This window comes from Pseudoflavonifractor sp. An85, assembly GCF_002161235.1.
In the GTDB taxonomy this organism is placed as follows: Bacteria; Bacillota; Clostridia; order Oscillospirales; family Oscillospiraceae; genus Enterenecus.
The window spans coordinates 56,518-75,056 of the sequence record NZ_NFHE01000010.1; the positions used below are offsets into that span (position 1 = coordinate 56,518).

The window sequence follows — 18,539 nt, forward strand, 5'->3', positions numbered from 1 at the left end:
AGTATACCTCTTTGGTAGGAAAAATCATGAACGAAGTGTAAACAATTAGCACTCTCTTTGTCCGAGTGCTAATTCATGTCAGAAAAAGGAACCCCTGCATGGAGTATGAGCCATGCAGGGGCTATTTCGGGTGTTAATCCGGCCAAACCAGGGCGTAATAATCCCGTTCGATGACCAATTTGGCGTAGGTGTACTTGGCATTCACCAACCGGCTGACCCGGCTGACGTAGTCCTCGTCCACCGCCACCCCCTCCCGGGGGGTAAAGGTCTTGGTGGAGGCCTCATAGGTACCGGCGTCGGTGATCCAGCTGCTGCCGTAACCCTTGTTGGCAAACACCACCAGGGGAATGTTGCTGGAATATTGACCCGGCTGGTAGTTGGTGGCGAAGATGTCCCGGCCGGAGTAGAGCCGGGAGTCGTACTCCAGCCCAAAGAGGTTGGACAGGGTGGGCACAATGTCGATGGCAGAACAGGGGGTGTCCACCACCACCGGTTCCTCCATGCACCCGCTCCACAAAATAAAAGTGTTGCGGTAGCGGGCAGTGTCCCGCTCGGAGTTGTTGGTGCCCGCCAGCTCGTTGTAATAGTCCTTGTCCCCTTCCACCAGGGCATAGGGGTAGTGGTCGGCGGAGAGGGCAATCACGGTGTCGTCGGCAATCCCCGCCGCCGCCAGCTGCTCCACCAGATACGCCATGGCGTATTCCAGCTCCAGGTTACAGGCCAGATACGCCTGCACCTGTTCCGACGCATTGGGGTACAGCTTTTGGATGGTCTCCTGGTTTTTCCGGGACATGGCGTTGCCCGTCCAGTCGTAGTTGCAGTGTCCGCTCACCGTCATGTAATAGGTGTGGAAGGGGGTGCCGTTTTTCACGTAGTTCTGGATGTACCCGTCCACGGTGGCCTCCATCATCTCCAAGTCGGAGCAGGGCCACAGGTTGCTTTTCAGCACCAGACCGTTGCCGAGCCCAAAGTACTCATACCCCAGGTTGGGGTGGGTCTCATCCCGGCCATAGTAGGTATAGGTGTTGTTGTGGTAGGCCAGGGTTTGATAGCCCAGCTTCTGGAACTGCCAGCCCAGGGCCACCGCCATGTCGTCGTTGACGCTGACCCGGAAGGACGGGTTGCTTCCCCCAATCCAGGTGGGAATGAGGCCGGTCATCACTGCAAATTCACCGCCGGTGGTGGACTGGGTCCAGTCGGGCTGGTAGTAGTTTTCAAAGATGAAGCCCTGGTTGGCCAGCTTGTACAGGGTGGGGGTGAGGTTTTCGTCAATGACGTAGGGGCAGAAGGCCTCGGCGGTAATCAAAATCAGGTTCTTCCCCTGGAAATAGCCGGTGTACTCATTTTTATTTGTAGGTTTTTTGGCGGCAAAGTACTGGTGCAGGGCCTTGAGGGTCTCATCGCTCTCCCCCGCCGCCAGACCCTCGAAGTCGATGCCCAGCACGTTGTCCCCGGTGGGCACCACGGGGGCATCGGTGCCTGTGGGGTCCAAGGTGGGGGCCACGGTGGCGGTGGGCAGGGGATCGTCGGGGAGCAGCTGGTCCAAGGGCACTTCCGGAATGCCGGTGATGGCATAGCTCAGCTCCAGGCGTAGCGTGGTAACCAGGCCGAAGTGGGGCATGGAGGTATTCACCGAAAAGTCATAGGTGTAGTAGTTCTTGGCCCCGCCCACCCGGGCGGCGAACACCCCCACCAGCTGGAACACCACCATGAGCACCGCCAGCATCCCCCGCACCGAGGCGCGCTGCCCTTTCTCGTGGAAAATCACCGGGCACAGCCACACATAGACCGCCAGAGGAACCAGCGAGAGCAGGATAAAGGGAATCCGAGCCAGCACCACTTCCACCACAGTGCCGCTGAAATCTCCCACCACCTGCCCGGCCATGCCCTGCATGTAGCCCAGACCAAAGTAGATTTTAAAGAAACTCTTGCAGCAGTACTCCACGCAGGTGAATACCGTCCATCCTGCCACCAGCACGCCGCCCACAATGCGTGCGACTTTCCGGTGGGGGATCAGGTCCAGCAGCAAAAACACCGCCAGACCTGCCGCCATGGAAAACACCACAAGGAGCAAAAGCGCCGGGGCAAAAAAGGAACACTCCCCATCAAACCCCCGGAGCAAAAGCTCGTGATAGAGCACCATGAGCGGCAAACTCACCGCAGAGACCAGCGGCGAGCCCTTCACCCGCCGGCTCCGGTGGGCTGTGGTCATCCCCGGGTCGACCTGGGGCAGCGTGATTTTAGGCAGAGAGAGCTTAGGGCGAGGCAGGTTTTTGAGCTTTGATCCCAGCCCAGGTTTCTTGGGTGCCAGACGTTTCGGAGATGCCATCTCCCATCCCTCTCTTTCTGTCATGGTCATATCCTCACTTTACCACTTTACACAATCTTTTGCAATCTTTGACAAAACTTTTCCATTTTTTCTGTTTCACCCCTGGAAAACATTGCATTTTTGTTCTGTCTGTGCTACCATAGCTGACGCAAAAGGACGGTGTATCAGTTTGAAACGAATCTTACAATGGCTTCGCGGGGAGACGGTGTTGTGTGTGGCCTGGGTGCTGGCCCTGGTCACCGCCGTGTTCATCCCCCCTGATGCCCAGTATATGAGCTATGTGGACGGACATACCTTGGGCATGCTCTTTGCCCTCATGGCGGTGATGGCAGGCTTGCAGCGGCAAGGCCTGTTCTTCCGCCTGGGTCGGGCCATGCTGGGCCGCACCCAGACCACCCGGCAGCTGGAAGGAGTGCTCATCCTCCTGCCCTTCTTTGTGAGCATGGCGGTGACCAACGACGTGGCCCTCATTACCTTTGTCCCCTTCGCCCTGGAGGTGCTCTCTCTGGCGGGACAGACCCAGCGGGTCATCCCTGTGGTAGTGATGCAGACCATCGCCGCCAACCTGGGCAGCATGGCCACCCCCATCGGTAACCCCCAAAACCTCTACCTTTATTCCCGGTATAATATGGGTCTGGTTGCATTTTTGGCCACAGTTCTCCCCTATGTGCTGGCCTGTCTGGTGTTGCTGGTGGTGTTTTTGATGGTGCGCCCCTCCCAGTCTCTAGAGGTGCCCTTCGTCTCCGGGGAGATCCCCCCCCTGTCCGGGGCCCGTGTGGCCGTCTACGGGGTGCTGTTTCTCCTGTGTCTAGGCGGCGTGGCCCAGGTGGTGCCCCTGTACGTGCTGTGCCCTCTGGTGCTGGTGGTGATGTTCATTTGCGACCGAGGCGTACTGCTGAAGGTGGACTATGCCCTGCTGGCCACCTTTGTGGGCTTTTTCCTCTTTGTGGGCAATTTGGGGCGTGTTCCCGCTGTCACGTCCCTGTTTCAGTCCCTCATTCAGGGCCAAGAGGTGCTGTGCGGGGTGGTGGCCAGCCAGGTGATTTCCAACGTCCCCGCCGCCCTTCTCCTCTCCGGCTTTACCGACAACGGAACCGGTCTGCTGCTGGGGGTGAATCTGGGCGGCCTGGGCACCCTCATTGCCTCCATGGCCAGCCTCATCTCCTATAAATACATCGCCCGGGCCTTCCCACAGAAGAAAGGGGCCTATCTGGCCCAGTTTACCGGCCTGAATGTGGCCTTTTTGGCCGTGCTGCTGGTACTGTGGCTGATTCTGGGCTGACGGCCCCTTCCGCCCCAAGTTTGGGGCGGTCGTACACGGTGCGAACCATATCATAATGCGAGGACTGCCTCTTGTATTGGTCAGGGGGCAGTCCTTTTTCTGCCCGAAACACCTTGCCAAAGTAGTTGTTGTTGGCATATCCCACCCGGTGGGCGATTTCCTCCATGGTGCAGTCCTGATTGGTCAAAAGCAGGGCACAGGCCTTGGCGATGCGCACCTCCCGGATATATTTCCCCGGCGTGGTGCCAAAGGTCCGGTGGAACTCCTTGCACAGATAGTACTTGGACAGCCCCACATGCTGGGCGATCTGGTCCAAACTCAGGCTCTCCTGGGCGTAGTGCTGGTCGATGTAGGCCCGGGCCTCGTCCACCTTGGACCGCTCCTCCTTGGCCCCAGCCAGGGCACACTCCATGAGATTCATCCAGAGCTCATAGGCCAGACGGGAGTTCTCATACTGGGTGACCATCCCCTGTTCCACCCCGTAGCGGTACAGCTGCTCCATCTGCCCAGCCAGGGGCGTATCCAGCCCCACCCACACCACCGGGCCGGTGTGGCCATACAGGCTGCGCAGCAGGGGCAGGCACTCCTTGCTGAACTCAAAATAAAAAAACTCCCAGCAGGTGGCATGCTGGGGTAAAAAATATCGGCTGTTCCCGGGGATATCCACCAAAAAGGCCTCCCCGGGGCGGACGGAATACTCCATCTCGTCCACCACCACGGCCCCCTCCCCCTCCACGCAGAACTGGATGAGGCAGTGTTCGTCCCGCCGTTCCCGGTTGTCCCAGCAATAGCTGTGGCTGTCCACCCGTTGCAGCCCCACCCCACGCAGGGTGAGCAGAGACAGGTCTGAGGGAAAGCGGAAGCCTACGGATTTGTGCGGTAGTGGATGCATGGTCATCCCCTCCTGTGTGATGTCGTGTCTCCATTATGGCACACAGGCGGGCGTTATGTCAATATTTTACCATCACAACCACGCTCTTACCATTTACCAAAGAAAAAATAAGAATATAATAGGATTTTAGAAGAAGGTGAACCAACTATGATTCGATTCGATGCACAAGAAAATGCATTTTACCTGGACAATGGCCGCATCACCTACTGTTTTGGTGTGGTCAAGGAGGGGTATCTGGAGTGCCGGTATTTTGGCCGCCATCTCCGCCGCTGCCAAGGCAGCGCCCGCCCCGCCTATTTTGACCGGGGCTTTTGCTCCAACCCGGACCCCCAGGACAAACGGTTCTCCCTGGACACCCTGCCTCAAGAGTACCCCGGCATGAATCAGGGGGACTTCCGCTCCCCGGCCTATGCCTTTCAGACCGCCGACGGCCAGCGAGTAACCCGCTTTTTGTACCAGGGGTATGAGATTTTGCAGGGCAAACCGTCCCTTCCTGGCCTGCCCGCCACCTATGTGGAGCAGCCTCAGGAGGCCCAGACCCTGGTGGTACGTCTAGCGGACGCCCACACCGGGGCACAAATCCAGCTGTTCTACACCATATTCCGGGACTTGGACGCCATTTGCCGCCATGTGGAGGTGGTAAACGGCGGGAGTGACGCCCTGTGGCTGGAGCGGCTGATGGCCATGAGCCTGGACCTGCCCGGGGAGAACTATGACTTACTCACCCTGTCCGGCTCCCACCTGATGGAGAAAGTGGTCAGCCGCCGCCCCCTCACCGCCGACTCCGTGGTGTTGGACAGCTGCCGGGGCGCCAGCAGCCCCCAGCAGACCCCCTGCGTAGTGCTCACCGACCCCCAGACTGACGAAACCCATGGCCGGGTTTGGGGCGTCAACTTTGTGTACAGCGGCGACTTCCAGGGCGTGGTGCAGATGGGCCAATACGGCGGCGTGCGGGTGCAGATGGGGATGAATCCCCTGACCTTCGGCTGGAACCTGGAGCCGGGGCAGCGGTTTGTCTCCCCCGAGTGCGTGCTGGTCTACTCCCAGCAGGGGCTCAATGGCATGTCCCACACCTTCCACCAGTTGTACGCCCAACGGCTGTGCCGGGGCCCCTGGCGGGACCGGGTGCGCCCTATCCTGCTCAACAGCTGGGAGGCCTTTACCTTCTCCATTGATGAGGAAAAGTGCCTCTCTCTGGCCAAACAGGCGGCCCAACTGGGCATGGAGCTATTTGTGCTGGACGACGGCTGGTTCAAAAACCGGGTGGACGACCGCCGCGCCCTGGGAGACTGGGTGGCAGACCCGGTGAAATTCCCCCACGGTCTGGGCCGTCTGGCCCAAGGTGTGCGGGAGGCAGGCGTGGAGTTTGGTATCTGGTTTGAGCCGGAAATGGTGAGCTACGACAGCGATTTGTACCGCAACCACCCGGATTGGGTCATCCGCAGCCCCTACTACGACCCGGTGCTCAGCCGCTCCCAACTGGTGCTGGACCTGTCCAACCCCGCCGTGTGTGAGTATCTGGTGGAAGCGGTGTCGGCGGTGCTGGAAGAGACTGGGGCCAGCTACGTCAAGTGGGATATGAACCGGCACATCACCGACCTGGGCTCGGCCTGGCTGCCCGCAGGGCAGCAGCGGGAGCTGTCCCACCGGTACATGCTGGGTCTGTACCGGGTGTTGGAGCAGCTGAACCAGCGCTTCCCCCAGGTGCTCTTTGAGGGCTGTTCCAGCGGCGGCGGACGCTTTGACGCCGGTATGCTCCACTACATGCCCCAGACCTGGACCAGCGACAACACCGATGCGGTGTGCCGCCTCCAGATCCAGTGGGGCACCAGCCTGCTCTTCCCCCCTGTCACCATGGGCTGCCACGTGTCCGCCGTACCCAACCATCAGACCGGGCGGGTGACCTCCCTGCAAACCCGCTTTGCCGCGGCATTGGGGGGCAACCTGGGCTATGAAATGGACATCCGCACCCTGACCCCAGAGGAGCAAGAGGAGGTCAAAACCCAGATTCGCACCTACAAGGGCCTGCGGGAAACAGTGCAGCATGGCACCTTCTACCGGCTTCTGGACCCGCAACGGCACAACGACGGCGGGTGGAACCTGGTCTCCCAGGACGGCAACACCGTGGTGTGCTGCCAGTACCGGGTGCTGGCCGACCCCCTGCGGCGCACCACCGTGGTGCACCTGCAAGGCCTGGACCCCGAAGCCACCTACCGCAGACAGGCTGACGGGGTGTGCTTTGGCGGGGATGAACTGATGTATGCGGGGCTCAGCGACAGCCCCGTGCGTCAGGACTTTGTCAGCGTCATCTCCATATTTGAAAAGGTGGAGGGGTAACCCGCCCCCTCACACCTGCCGCACTTGGCGGCGGTATTCCCGGGGCGACACCCGCTTATGTTCCCGGAATTTCCGAATGAAGTAGCTCTGGTTGTCAAACCCCACCTCCATGGCGATTTGGGCAATGGAGGTGTCCTGCTGGGCCAGCATCTGAGCCGCCCGCTGGATGCGATAGCTGTTTAAATAGGCGATGGGGGACATTCCGGTGGCCTTGTGGAAAAAATGGCAGAAATACGGGGGGCTGAGGTAGGCCTGCTGGGCCAACTCCTGCAACGTCAAAGGCTGAGCGTAATTGTCCTGCATGTAGCTGATGACCCGCTTGAGTTTGCTCCAAGTCTCCTCCTGGCGGCTGGACTGGGCCACATTGGTCAGGGCTTCGGCCTGATACAGCAGCTCCAGCACCTGTAAAATCTGAATTTTGATGTGCAGGGCATAGCACCGGGGCTTGTCATGGTAGCATGCAATGATCTCCCGCAGGCAGGCCCCAATGTTCTCCCGAGTCTCTGGCGGCAAATCCCTGGACAGGGTGGGAAAGGACAGCGTGCGGTTGGTGATGGGCCGAATGAACTGATGTTCACAGGTGTCATACCGTTCAAAGTCCAGGAAATCCCCCTGAAAGACAATGGCATGGTGCAAAGATGCTCCCTCCGAGCGAATTTCATGGAGTTCCTCGGCGTTGATGAAGCAAAACTCCCCTTCCTGCAACGTGTAGCTTTTTCCCTGTATGCGCAGGTCCAGCACACCGGTTTGGGCATAGACCCACTCCAATTCCTCGTGCCAATGAGAGGCTACGCTGTAAAACCCGTCCTTATCATGGTGGGAATAGACGTGCAGCGGATAAAAGGTGGTGCCGTGGGTGCGGTTTTCCCGGAAATTCATGGCCGTGTGTCTCCCTCTCATAATCGTAATATTGTGTTATTTAAGGGCAATATTGTGAAAGTATTGCCAGGTTCCTTATATTATACTATATTCACAAAAATTCAACAAGAGAGCGGGATGAATTTGGAACAGAACTGGTGGAAAAACAGCGTAGTCTATCAGATTTACCCCCGTAGCTTCTGTGACAGCAATGGGGACGGTGTGGGTGACCTGAACGGCATTCGGTCAAAATTGTGGTATTTGGAACAGCTGGGTGTGGACGTACTCTGGCTGTGTCCCGTGTACTGCTCTCCCAACGCAGACAACGGCTATGACATCTCCGACTACTACAACATTCAGCCCGAATACGGCACCATGGAGGACATGAAGCAGCTGTTGGCCGAGTGCAAACAGCGGGGCATGCGGGTCATCATGGACCTGGTGGTCAACCACACCTCCGACGAGCACGCCTGGTTTCAGCAGTCCCGCAGCAGCAAGACCAACCCCTACCGGGACTTTTACATCTGGCGGCCGGGGAAAAACGGCGGCCCGCCCAACGACCTGCCCTCCAACTTCGGGGGCAGCGCCTGGGAGTATGACCCGGAGACCCAGGAGTATTACCTGCACTTATTCGGCAAAAAACAACCCGATTTGAACTGGAGTAATCCGGTGGTGCGCCAGGAAATTTGGAAGATGATGAATTTCTGGATTGACCTGGGCATCGGCGGGTTCCGCATGGATGTCATCGACCTCATCGGCAAGGACCCCGACCGGGGCATCCGGGAAAATGGCCCCAAGCTCCACGAGTATCTCCAGGAGATGAACCGGGAGACCTTCGGCAGCCACGACCTGCTGACGGTGGGCGAGTGCTGGGGCGCGACCCCGGAAATCGGGCGGCTCTACTCCGACCCGGACCGCCACGAACTGAGCATGATCTTCCAGTTTGAGCAGATTCAGCTGGACAAGCAGCCCGGCAAACACCGCTGGGACCTCAAGCCCCTGGAGCTGCCCGATTTGAAGGCGGTGTTCACCAAGTGGCAGAAGGAATTGGACGGCCACGGGTGGAACAGCCTGTTTTGGAGCAATCACGACCTGCCCCGGATCGTCTCCCGCTGGGGCAACGACGGGGCATACCGGGTGGAATCGGCCAAAATGCTGGCCACCGTGCTCCACGGTATGAAGGGCACCCCCTACATTTATCAGGGGGAAGAGCTGGGCATGACCAACATGCCCTTTGCCTCTCCCGACGATTTCACCGACATTGAAAGCCGCAACATCTGCCGGGAGCGTCGGGCCGCAGGTTTCTCGGAGGAGGATATTCTCACCTCTCTACGGGCCAAGGCCCGGGACAATGCCCGCACCCCCATGCAGTGGTCCCAGGAGCCCCAGGCCGGGTTTACCACCGGCACCCCCTGGTTCCCAGTGAACCCCAATTACACCCGCATCAACGCCCAACAGGCGCTGGATGACCCCGATTCCATCTTCTATTACTATCAACAGCTGGTGGCTCTGCGCAAACAGTCCCCCATCCTCACCCAGGGCAGCTATGAGCTGCTCTGCCCCCAAGACCCGGACGTGTACGCCTACCTGCGCCGTTGGCAGGGAGAGACTTGGCTCATTCTGTGCAACTTCCACGAGACCACCGCTTGCTTCTCCTACCCCGGACAGGGTAAGACCATCCTGTCCAACTACTCCCAGCCCGAAATTCGCGATTTGAACCATGTATCCCTCCGCCCCTACGAGGCGGCGATATATCAAATGAAAGAAAGAGAGGAATCCCTATGACCAAGGAAGAGAGCTACCTGTCCACAGCACAACAGCTGCTGGAACTGGTAGGCGGCAAAGAGAACGTCGTCAGCGCAGCCCACTGCGCCACCCGTCTGCGCCTGGTGCTGAAAGACGAGAGCCGCGCCAACGTGGACGAGATTCTCAAGCTGGATCTGGTGAAAGGCCAGTTTGCCAGCGGCGGACAGTTCCAGATCATCATCGGCAGTGGCACTGTGGACGAGGTGTACAAGCGCTTCATCCAGGTGGCACAGCTGTCCGAGGCCACCAAAAGCGAGGTCAAGAAGGACGCTGACCAGAAAATGAACCCGGTGCAGCGGCTCATCAAGGCCCTGTCTGACGTGTTTGTCCCCCTGATCCCCGCCCTGGTGGCCAGCGGTCTTCTCATGGGCCTGAACAACGTGCTCACCGCCACCGGCCTGTTCTTCCCCGACCAGTCTCTGGTCCAGGCCTTCCCCAACCTGGCCGACGTGGCCTCTATGATTAACACCTTTGCCAGTGCAGCCTACGCCTTCCTGCCCATTTTGATTGGCTTCTCCGCCACCAAAATGTTTGGCGGCAACCCCTATCTGGGTGCCGTCATGGGTATGATTATGGTCTCCGGCGACCTGCTCAACGCCTACAGCTATGGTACTGCCGTCACCGAGGGCACCATCCCCTACTGGAACATCTTCGGTCTGGCCATCGAGAAGGTGGGCTATCAGGGTACCGTCCTTCCGGTGCTGGCCGCCTCCTTCATTCTGGCTTGGATTGAGAAGCGGCTGCACAAGGTCATTCCCGAGGCCCTGGACAACCTGCTCACCCCCATGTTGACCATCCTGATCACCGGCTTTCTCACCTTCACCGTGGTGGGCGGCATCATGCGCACCGCTGGCGACCTGCTCACCACCGGCCTGCTGTGGCTCCACGACACCCTGGGCGTGGTGGGAGGCATGATCTTCGGTCTGCTGTACGCCCCCCTCACCCTCACCGGTATGCACCACAGCCTGCTGCCCATTGAGATCCAGCTCATTGCCGCCGGTGGCTCCTTCCTGATGGGCATTGCCTGCTGCAACAACGTGGCCCAGGGCGGCGCAGCTCTGTGCGTGATGCTGCGCTCCCGGGATAAGAAGCTCAAGAGCATGGCCGGTACCGCTGGTGTCTCCGCTCTGCTGGGCATCACCGAGCCCGCCATGTTCGCCGTCAACCTGAAGCTGCGCTACCCCTTCTACAGCGCCATGCTGGGCTCTGCCCTGGGCTGCGCCTACGTCACCCTGACCAATGTGGTCAACATCTCTCCGGGTGCTGCCGGCATCATCGGCTTTATCTGCGTGCTGCCCCAGTGCATGGTCAACTGCATCATCGGCGTGCTCATCTCCCTGGTGTCCGCCTTCGTCATTACCCTGATTATGTCCAAGTCCTCTCGCTTCAACAAAGCTGCAGAGGAATGATTCACTCCCTCTCCTGTGAAAATAGCCTGTTGCAGTTCCTGCAACAGGCTATTTTCAACTTTTGGTCTCAATGGTCACTCCGGTGTAGTAGTGGGTTAGGATGTCCTGCCAGCTGCTCCCCTCTGCGGCCATGGTGTTGGCCCCATACTGGCTCATGCCCACCCCGTGGCCGTACCCAGTGACAGAAAAGGTGAATTTTTCCTCCTGGTACGTCACCTGAAAGCAGGTGGAGCGCAGACCAAACAGGGTCCGCACCGCCCCTCCGGACAGCTCCACGCCTCCCACCTTCATGCTCCCCACCCGGCCGGAGGCGGTGAGGGTCATCCCCGACAGCCACCCCGCCGGGTCTCCCGACAAATCTGCATCGGGGTAGGCCTCCTTCACCTTCTTCTCCACCTCCTCCCGGGAGAGGGTGACGGTGGAGTAGTAGTTGGGTACCTCCTCTCCCTCGGGGCTGGACACGGACACCAGATAGGGCAGGCTGTTGCCCCACACCGCCTGGGCGTCCTCGGTGGAAGATGTGGAGGAGGAGAAGAACACCGCCTGGATGGGCTTTCCGTCGTAGGTCATCACCTGCCCGTCGGTGTCGGAAATGGCCTGGGTAATCTTCTCGGTATTGCCCTGGGCGTTGTCCCCCCAGTTTTCCGAGGCCTTTTGAGGGTCTATGTACGCCTGACAGCACCCGGAGTCGGCGCAAATGTCCGCGCCCTGGTCCTGGTGGGAGTTGGCCCCCATCTTCCACAACGAGTAGGTGCGGGCGCACACCGCCTGGGCCCGCAGGGCCTGGGGCTCAAAGGAGGCGGGCATCTCGGCGGCCACCACTCGCCACAGGTATTCCCCCATGGTCATCTCCTCCACCTGCCCCTCTCCCAGCAGCACCCGCAAGGTCTGGGAGCTATCCCAGGTCTGCACCGGCTGGCTCTGCTGGGCCTCTGAGGCCAAGGGCGAGGCGGGCAGGGTGGCCATGGGCTCCCCCTCTCCCCCAGCTTGTCCCAGGGCCAACAGCGGGAACAAACACAGGGTAGAAATCCCCATCAATACCCCCGCCAACACCATTCGCGTCACTTCTCCATGGATGGGCCATCGTGCCACTTGTCTCTCCTCCTCGTTTCGTCTTGACTGTCACACTTTAATACGCTATACTAAAAAGAAATCCCAGATGGTCCCACGGACCATTCCACTCCCACGGCTATTTTGGAGGTGTGCCATGTATTCCATCAATTCCTTTGACCTCATGGATGGACACTCCCTGTCCTTCCTTCAACATATATGCGGCGAGTATGCCCAACAGCACCAGATTCCCGCCTCTCTGTATGAAAAGTATGGGGTGAAGCGAGGGCTGCGCAACGCCGACGGCACCGGTGTCATGGCTGGCATCACCAACATTGCCAACGTGCGGGGCTATTATCTGCAAGACGGAGAGAAGATTCCCGCCCAGGGTCAGCTCATCTACCGGGGCTATGACGTGTGCGACATGATCGAGGGCTTTTTGAAAGAGGGCCGATTTGGCTATGAGGAGACCGCCTATCTGCTTCTCTTTGGCTCCCTGCCCTCCAAGGAGGAGCTGACCACCTTCTGCAACATGCTCAACCACTACCGCAATCTGCCCCCGGGGTTCACAGAAGATATGATTTTGAAGGGGCCCAGCCGGGATCTGATGAACAAGCTGGCCCGCTCCACCTTGTCTCTGTACTGCTATGATCCAGACCCGGACAACAACGAGTTGGATGTGGAGCTGTTCCAGGCCATTCAGCTCATCGCCCGCTTCCCCGTCATCGTGGCCCACGCCTACGCCTGCAAGCGCCACTACTTCGACAACGAGTCCCTGGTGCTCCACCGACCCCAGGACGGGCTGAGCGTGGCGGAGAACTTCCTGTGCTCCATCCGGCCCGACAAGAAGTTCAGCGAGGCGGAAGCCCGACTGCTGGATTTGTGCCTGGTGCTGCACATGGACCACGGCGGCGGTAACAACTCCGCCTTTGCCTGCCGTGTACTCTCCTCCTCCGGCACCGACATTTACTCCGCCATCGCCGCCGCTGTGGGCTCCCTGAAGGGCCCCCGCCACGGCGGCGCCAACAAGAAGGTCATGGAGATGTTCGGCTACATCGAACGGGACGTGAAGGACTGGTCCAGCGACGACGAGGTGGCCGCCTACTTGGAGAAGATCCTTAAAAAGGAGACCGGGGACCGTTCCGGCCTCATTTACGGCATGGGTCACGCCATCTATACCCTGTCTGACCCCCGCGCGGTGATGCTCAAGCGGTTTGCCCGCCAGGTGGCGGAAGAGCGGGGCTTTGTGGAAGAGCTGGAGCTGTTCGAGCGGGTGGAAAAGCTGGCCCCCGAGGTGTTCCACCGGGTCACCGGCCAGACCAAGGCCATGTGCGCCAACGTGGACTTGTACTCCGGCCTGGTGTACAAGATGATGGGCATTCCCCCCGAGCTGTACACCCCGTTGTTTGCCATCGCCCGTATCGTGGGCTGGTGTGCCCACCGGGTGGAAGAGGTGTTCAACCCCTCCGGGCGCATCATCCGCCCCGCCTACAAGGCCGTGTGCCCCATGCGGGAGTTTGTGCCCCTGGCAGAGCGGGAATAATCTTTTACACACTAAAAAGGACCGAAGCGAAAGCTTCGGTCCTTTTTGGTGCTGCTCAGCGATTCACCGAACAGGCCATGCGGTGATAGGTGTGGCGGATGCCACGGATGGCCACGGAATAGGCCTGGATGTTCTCAGGCAGGGACATGCCCGCATAGCCCGCATCCCCCAGGTGGTGGATGTCGGTGCCGGTCATCTTGCACATCAGGGCAATCTGGCGGATGGTGGCCACGTCCGCCCCCTCCTGAGAGGTACCAATGGCGGTGATGGTCAGGCAGCCCAGAGAGTGGGCATGGGTGACCAGACCCCGGACGTATTCCATGGTAATGCCGGGGACGGTGCCAGGGGCGGGAAGGAGAATGATATCCGCCCCCGCCTGGGCAAAGGCGTCGATGTCGGCGGTGGTGATGATGTGCTCGGCCCCCTCGGTGAGGATGCCGGAGGCATGCATCTTACCGGCGGCCAAAATGACCCGGTCCCCCAGGGCCGCTTTATAGGTTCTCAGGGTGCGGATGATGGCCTCGTTGGTCACGCCCACCCCGGGGTTTCCCGTGAGAAGGATGAAGTTTACCCCCATCTGCACCGCCCGGCGGGCGTTGTCCAGAGTGGCCTTCCGGCCATCAGTCATGGCCCACAGGTCTCCCTCCTCCTGCTCCAAGGGCTGGTCCACCGGCTCCAGGTTGATGCCGATGGGGCGGCCGGTGAGGGCCTTGAGCTTTTCCACCACCTCCATGGGCTCACACTGGGGCAAGCCCTGAATCACGGGTTTTTGGACGTCAAACATGTTTAACAGCAGGATATCCGCCCCCATGGCGGCGGTAAACTCGGCGTTGGTCACGTTGCCCAGCATGGGCTGAATGTAGCCAATGGACTCGCAGGCCAGCACCCGGCCCTCCGAGCCGGCAATGGAGGCCAGCAAGTCCTCCTTACTCATGGTGCGAAAGTCCGAAGCGGTGCAATCCAGCAGACGTTTCATGACGCATCTCTCCTTGTAGTTGGGATGCCTCATTATATCATACCTTGCCACACAGGCAAACGGAAAAAGTTATCCTTGCATTTTATCCCATCTTAGGGTATACTCTCTACCAATCTCATATTCTCTGCTGCCACCGGGTAGTTGAATGTTGTGTGCATTCTTATTTGCGGCGTTAGGTCTTAGAAGCCGTAAACAAGGGTGCATTTTTCCTTGTTTTTCTGGAAAAGGAGCCTGCATATGATCGAACGCAAACTCAGACGATACATCGTCCCCAACATCCTGGCCATGGTGGGCACCTCCTGCTATGTCCTGGCCGACACCTTCTTCATTGCCCTGGCCCAAGGTTCAGACGGTATCACTGCCCTCAACCTGGTGCTTCCCCTCTACGGCCTCATTTACGCCCTGGGCTCCATGGTGGGCATCGGCTCTGCCACACGCTACGCCCTGGACAAAGCCGCTGGAGTGCCCCACTATGAGACGTATTTCTCCAACTCCCTGTGGTGGACCCTGCTCATCAGCCTGCCCTTTGTCATTCTGGGCCTTGTAGCGCCCGGCCCAGTGCTGGCAATCATGGGGGCAGACGAGACTATTTTACAGGTGGGACAGGATTACATCCGCATTGTGCTGTGTTTTGCCCCCTTGTTCATGCTCAACTATACCTTCACCGCCTTTGCCCGCAACGATGGTGCTCCCCGCATCGCCATGGCCGCCACCTTGCTCAGTGGAGTATTCAACATCTTCTTTGACTACCTGCTCATGTTCCCCTTAGGGCTAGGTATGACCGGGGCAGCCCTGGCCACCGGCTTCTCCCCGGTGGTGAGCGTGTGCATTTGCATGCTCCACTACGCCTCCCCCAACAATACCATTCACCTGACCAAAACCCTGCCCAACCTGGGCCGCCTGATCCGCTCCTGTCAGCTGGGGGTGGTGGCCTTTGTGGGGGAGCTGTCCAGCGGCGTCACCACATTGGTGTTCAACCTGTTGCTGCTGCGCCTGGGGGGCAACGTAGCGGTGGCCGCCTACGGGGTGGTGGCCAACATCGCCCTGGTGGGCACCTGCCTGTTCAACGGCGTCTCTCAGGGCTTGCAGCCCCTGGCCAGCGCCAGCCACGGCATTCAAGACCTGGACGCCCAGCGGCGCATTTACCGCCACGCCATGCACATGGGGCTGAGCATCGCCGTGGCTCTGGTGGCGGTGGCCCTGTTCTTCACTCCCGCCCTGGTAGCGGCCTTCAACCGCCAGCAATCCCCCGAGTTGGCCTCCTATGCCCAAGTGGGCATGCGCCTGTATTTCCCTGGCTTTCTCTTTGCCGGGGCCAACATCATCAAATCCGGCTTTTTCAGCGCCACCGCCCAAGGCAAAGAGTCCTCCATTCTGGCCCTGTGCCGGGGTGTGGCGGCCATTGTGGCCTTTGCCTTCCTCCTCTCCCACCTGTGGGGAATCACGGGAGTGTGGCTGGCCTTCCCCGCCGCGGAGCTGTTCACCCTGCTGCTGGGCCTGATTCTCACCAAGCGCCCCGGAAAGCAACTGCCCCAACCCACCACCGCATAACCCCAAGGCCCTCACCACATGGTGAGGGCCTTGCTCTCTCTTGACATCTGGTTTTCTCTTCCACTATACTTAAAACCATCCAAATAGGGAGGCATGGACCATGGATTTTCACATTGATATCAACCAGCTCTCTCAGCTCTGCCGCCAAGGGGGAGAGCTGCTGTACGACAAGGAAGGCTCGTCCCACATCCGCAAAAAAGGGCGCTCGGACTATGTGACCCAAGTGGATATGGCAGTGCAGAACTTTTTTGCCCAAGAACTACCCAAACACTGGCCTCAAATCCAGTTTATGAGTGAGGAAAAGTCCAACGAGGACCTGGACCCCAACGCCCCCATGTGGGTGCTGGACCCCGTGGACGGCACCTGCAACCTCATCCACGACCTGCACCTGTCCGCCATTTCTCTGGCTCTGGTGGAGGGGGGCATGGTGACCTTGGGCATCGTCTATCACCCCTACACCGGGGAGCTGTTCCACGCCATCCGGGGCCAGGGGGCCTATCTCAACGGCACCCCCATCCATGTCAGCGATCAAGAAGAGCTGGCCGACAGCCTGGTGGCCATTGGCACCAGCCCCTATCATAAGGAGTGGGCGGAGGAGAATTTCGCCCTGTTCCGCCGGATTTTTGACCAGTGTTCCGACATCCGCCGCATGGGCAGCGCCGCTTTGGACTTGGCCTATGTGGCCTGCGGACGGCTGGATGCCTACCTGGAGCGGGGGCTGAAGCCCTGGGACTTTGCCGCCGGTATGCTGCTGGTGGAGGAAGCCGGCGGTCAGGTGTGGGATTACCAGTACGGCACCCCCGTTCCCACCCAGCCCTGGGACATTTTCGCTCACAACGGCCGCATCGGGCGGGACATCCCCCTGCTGGCTCCCGCGGAGTAAGAGGACCGAACCGTGCGTATTTTGGACACTCTATCTTCCACCGGTCTTTCCGTCAACGAGGATTTTTTCCTCACCCAACCGGGCCGCTGGGCCATTTTGCTGGACGGCTCCTCGGGCCTGACCCCCAGCGTATTGCTCCCATACGTGGACCCCGGCATCCGCAGCGACGCCCAGTGGTTGGTGCGCGCCTTTGCCCATGCCTTCACCCAGGTGGAGCAGCCCCAAATTCCCCTGCCCCAAGTGGTGGACCATGCGCTGGCCATGGTGGAAGAACAGTATCAGGCCATGCCCATTCCCGCCCATCTGCGTGGGCCGGAGTATGAGCCCTCCGCCTCTCTGTCCATCCTCCGCGCCACCCCCACAGGGGCAGAGCTATTTATGCTGGGGGACTGCACCGCCATCTGGACAGGTGGAGACTACCAAGACCCCGCCGTCTCCCGCCTGGACCAGCGGGCCTTGCAGCTGTGCCAACAGCTGGCCGCCTCCACGGGAAAGAGCATTGCCCAGGCCACCCAACTGCCGGAAGTGCGTCAGATGCTACGGAAACATCGGCACAACAAAAACCGTCTGGACCTACCGGACGGCTACGGGGTGCTCTCTCCCCGCACCGGTCTGGCCCAGTACGGCACGCTGATCTCCCTGTCCGCCCAAGAGGTGGGCCATGTGCTGTTGATGTCCGACGGATTGGCCGCCGGATACCAGGTGTACGGGCTGGAAGACGGCCCCCAGACGTATTTGGAGGCCGCCAAAGCCTCCGGACTTTCCGCTCTGGAGACCCGCCTGCGGGAGGTGGAGCATGCCGACCCGGATTTTTGCCGCTTCCCCCGCCTGAAACCCAGCGACGACGCCAGCGGCGTGTTGGTGGAACTGTAACATCGAAAAAAGACTGTCTTTTCAGACAGTCTTTTTTTCATACCTTTCCATACTGGCACAGCATGCGGGCTTTTGGCCCTTGGCCTTGGCTGCCTTGGTCACACGCAGAATCAAATACACCCCAAATATTACGGTATATACCAGGACATCCACCCACTTTTTGGGGAGCTTGGGGACAAACAGCACCATCACATGGACGTAGATCAGTGCAAAAAAGGCGTAAGCCAGCCGTTGCAGCCGCTTCCAGTCCTTGGCCTTCATCTTCCCCCGCACCGCCTGGAAAGAGGTCACCATCAGGGGAATCATAATGGCAATCATTACCACGGAAATCAGCGCCGCCGCCAACGTCTGGGGCTTCATCTGGCCGGGGTTGGTGAACAGGGTCACAAAGTGCTTTCGGCCATAAATGATGTTGTGGCCCAGGGTGAGCAGACAGGCAATGATGGATAGCGGCCCGCGAATGCCCATCAGGCGGCGCACCATGGGACGCTTGGCATCCAAAGCCCCGGTGTACATCACCACCACAAACATGGCGGTGGACAGCGCGCCTCGCTTGAAGAGGTTTACCACGTAGTCGGTGAGCCATTCCGGCGCCACCTCGTACACGCCGCACACATAATACACCACTTCTGCCACCACCACTGCCACCGCCAGGGCGTAAAATACGCCAGGACGCTTGCGGATGGCCCCGTGGCAGCCCAGGGCAAAGATAAGGGTCAATACCAATGAAATCAGGATGTAGGGATACAT

14 protein-coding genes are annotated in these 18,539 nt (G+C 59.6%); 8 read left to right on the forward strand and 6 right to left on the reverse strand.

Annotation, left to right across the window (positions count from 1 at the left end; all coding sequences use genetic code 11):
- Nucleotides 1–133: 133 nt before the first annotated feature.
- The gene (locus tag B5G37_RS06630; RefSeq protein WP_242962795.1) at nucleotides 134–2,329 is read right to left on the reverse strand and encodes an alkaline phosphatase family protein; all 2,196 of its coding nucleotides are present in this window, start codon (nucleotides 2,327–2,329) and stop codon (nucleotides 134–136) included.
- A 169-nt stretch (nucleotides 2,330–2,498) separates the two neighbouring features.
- Here B5G37_RS06630 and B5G37_RS06635 point away from each other — a divergent pair, with 169 nt between their 5' ends.
- Nucleotides 2,499–3,611: an SLC13 family permease gene (locus B5G37_RS06635; protein WP_242962797.1), complete on the forward strand. Its 1,113-nt coding sequence runs from the start codon at nucleotides 2,499–2,501 to the stop codon at nucleotides 3,609–3,611.
- Here the strand turns inward: B5G37_RS06635 and B5G37_RS06640 are convergent.
- Entirely contained in the window at nucleotides 3,550–4,503 is a 954-nt protein-coding gene (locus B5G37_RS06640; RefSeq protein WP_158099362.1) for an AraC family transcriptional regulator, read from the reverse strand. The two genes, B5G37_RS06635 and B5G37_RS06640, sit on opposite strands and share 62 nt — an antisense overlap.
- A 147-nt stretch (nucleotides 4,504–4,650) precedes the next feature.
- On the opposite strand from B5G37_RS06640, the gene B5G37_RS06645 reads away from it, so the two are divergent.
- Nucleotides 4,651–6,840, forward strand: a complete 2,190-nt coding sequence (locus B5G37_RS06645) for an alpha-galactosidase (protein ID WP_087255734.1) — start codon at nucleotides 4,651–4,653, stop codon at nucleotides 6,838–6,840.
- A gap of 9 nt (nucleotides 6,841–6,849) precedes the next feature.
- Here B5G37_RS06645 and B5G37_RS06650 read toward each other — a convergent pair whose 3' ends face one another.
- Nucleotides 6,850–7,719 (reverse strand): AraC family transcriptional regulator, encoded by an 870-nt coding sequence (locus B5G37_RS06650; RefSeq protein WP_087255736.1) that lies wholly within the window; start codon nucleotides 7,717–7,719, stop codon nucleotides 6,850–6,852.
- Between the two features lie 123 nt (nucleotides 7,720–7,842).
- On the opposite strand from B5G37_RS06650, the gene B5G37_RS06655 reads away from it, so the two are divergent.
- Together B5G37_RS06655 and B5G37_RS06660 are read left to right on the forward strand one after the other, a co-directional pair.
- A complete protein-coding gene (locus B5G37_RS06655) occupies nucleotides 7,843–9,483 on the forward strand; it encodes an alpha-glucosidase (RefSeq protein ID WP_143482891.1) in 1,641 nt (546 codons plus the stop codon).
- Nucleotides 9,480–10,913 (forward strand): sucrose-specific PTS transporter subunit IIBC, encoded by a 1,434-nt coding sequence (locus B5G37_RS06660; protein WP_087255741.1) that lies wholly within the window; start codon nucleotides 9,480–9,482, stop codon nucleotides 10,911–10,913. The genes B5G37_RS06655 and B5G37_RS06660 overlap by 4 nt, the downstream gene beginning before the upstream one ends.
- Nucleotides 10,914–10,967: 54 nt before the next feature.
- On the opposite strand, the gene spoIID is transcribed toward B5G37_RS06660, so the two are convergent.
- Nucleotides 10,968–12,005, reverse strand: a complete 1,038-nt coding sequence (gene spoIID / locus B5G37_RS06665) for a stage II sporulation protein D (protein WP_242962798.1) — start codon at nucleotides 12,003–12,005, stop codon at nucleotides 10,968–10,970.
- 115 nt (nucleotides 12,006–12,120) lie between these two features.
- Here spoIID and B5G37_RS06670 point away from each other — a divergent pair, with 115 nt between their 5' ends.
- Nucleotides 12,121–13,506: a citrate/2-methylcitrate synthase gene (locus tag B5G37_RS06670; protein ID WP_242962800.1), complete on the forward strand. Its 1,386-nt coding sequence runs from the start codon at nucleotides 12,121–12,123 to the stop codon at nucleotides 13,504–13,506.
- A 55-nt stretch (nucleotides 13,507–13,561) separates the two neighbouring features.
- Here B5G37_RS06670 and B5G37_RS06675 read toward each other — a convergent pair whose 3' ends face one another.
- Nucleotides 13,562–14,482: a haloacid dehalogenase-like hydrolase gene (locus B5G37_RS06675; protein WP_204217887.1), complete on the reverse strand. Its 921-nt coding sequence runs from the start codon at nucleotides 14,480–14,482 to the stop codon at nucleotides 13,562–13,564.
- A gap of 237 nt (nucleotides 14,483–14,719) precedes the next feature.
- Here B5G37_RS06675 and B5G37_RS06680 point away from each other — a divergent pair, with 237 nt between their 5' ends.
- From B5G37_RS06680 to B5G37_RS06690, 3 genes are all read left to right on the forward strand, one after another.
- Nucleotides 14,720–16,033 (forward strand): MATE family efflux transporter, encoded by a 1,314-nt coding sequence (locus B5G37_RS06680; protein ID WP_087255747.1) that lies wholly within the window; start codon nucleotides 14,720–14,722, stop codon nucleotides 16,031–16,033.
- Between the two features lie 100 nt (nucleotides 16,034–16,133).
- Entirely contained in the window at nucleotides 16,134–16,916 is a 783-nt protein-coding gene (locus tag B5G37_RS06685; RefSeq protein ID WP_087255749.1) for an inositol monophosphatase family protein, read from the forward strand.
- Between the two features lie 12 nt (nucleotides 16,917–16,928).
- Nucleotides 16,929–17,789 (forward strand): protein phosphatase 2C domain-containing protein, encoded by an 861-nt coding sequence (locus B5G37_RS06690; protein WP_087255750.1) that lies wholly within the window; start codon nucleotides 16,929–16,931, stop codon nucleotides 17,787–17,789.
- A gap of 21 nt (nucleotides 17,790–17,810) precedes the next feature.
- On the opposite strand, the gene B5G37_RS06695 is transcribed toward B5G37_RS06690, so the two are convergent.
- On the reverse strand, nucleotides 17,811–18,539 hold the full coding sequence (locus B5G37_RS06695; protein ID WP_143482888.1) for a ferric reductase-like transmembrane domain-containing protein: 729 nt from the start codon (nucleotides 18,537–18,539) through the stop codon (nucleotides 17,811–17,813).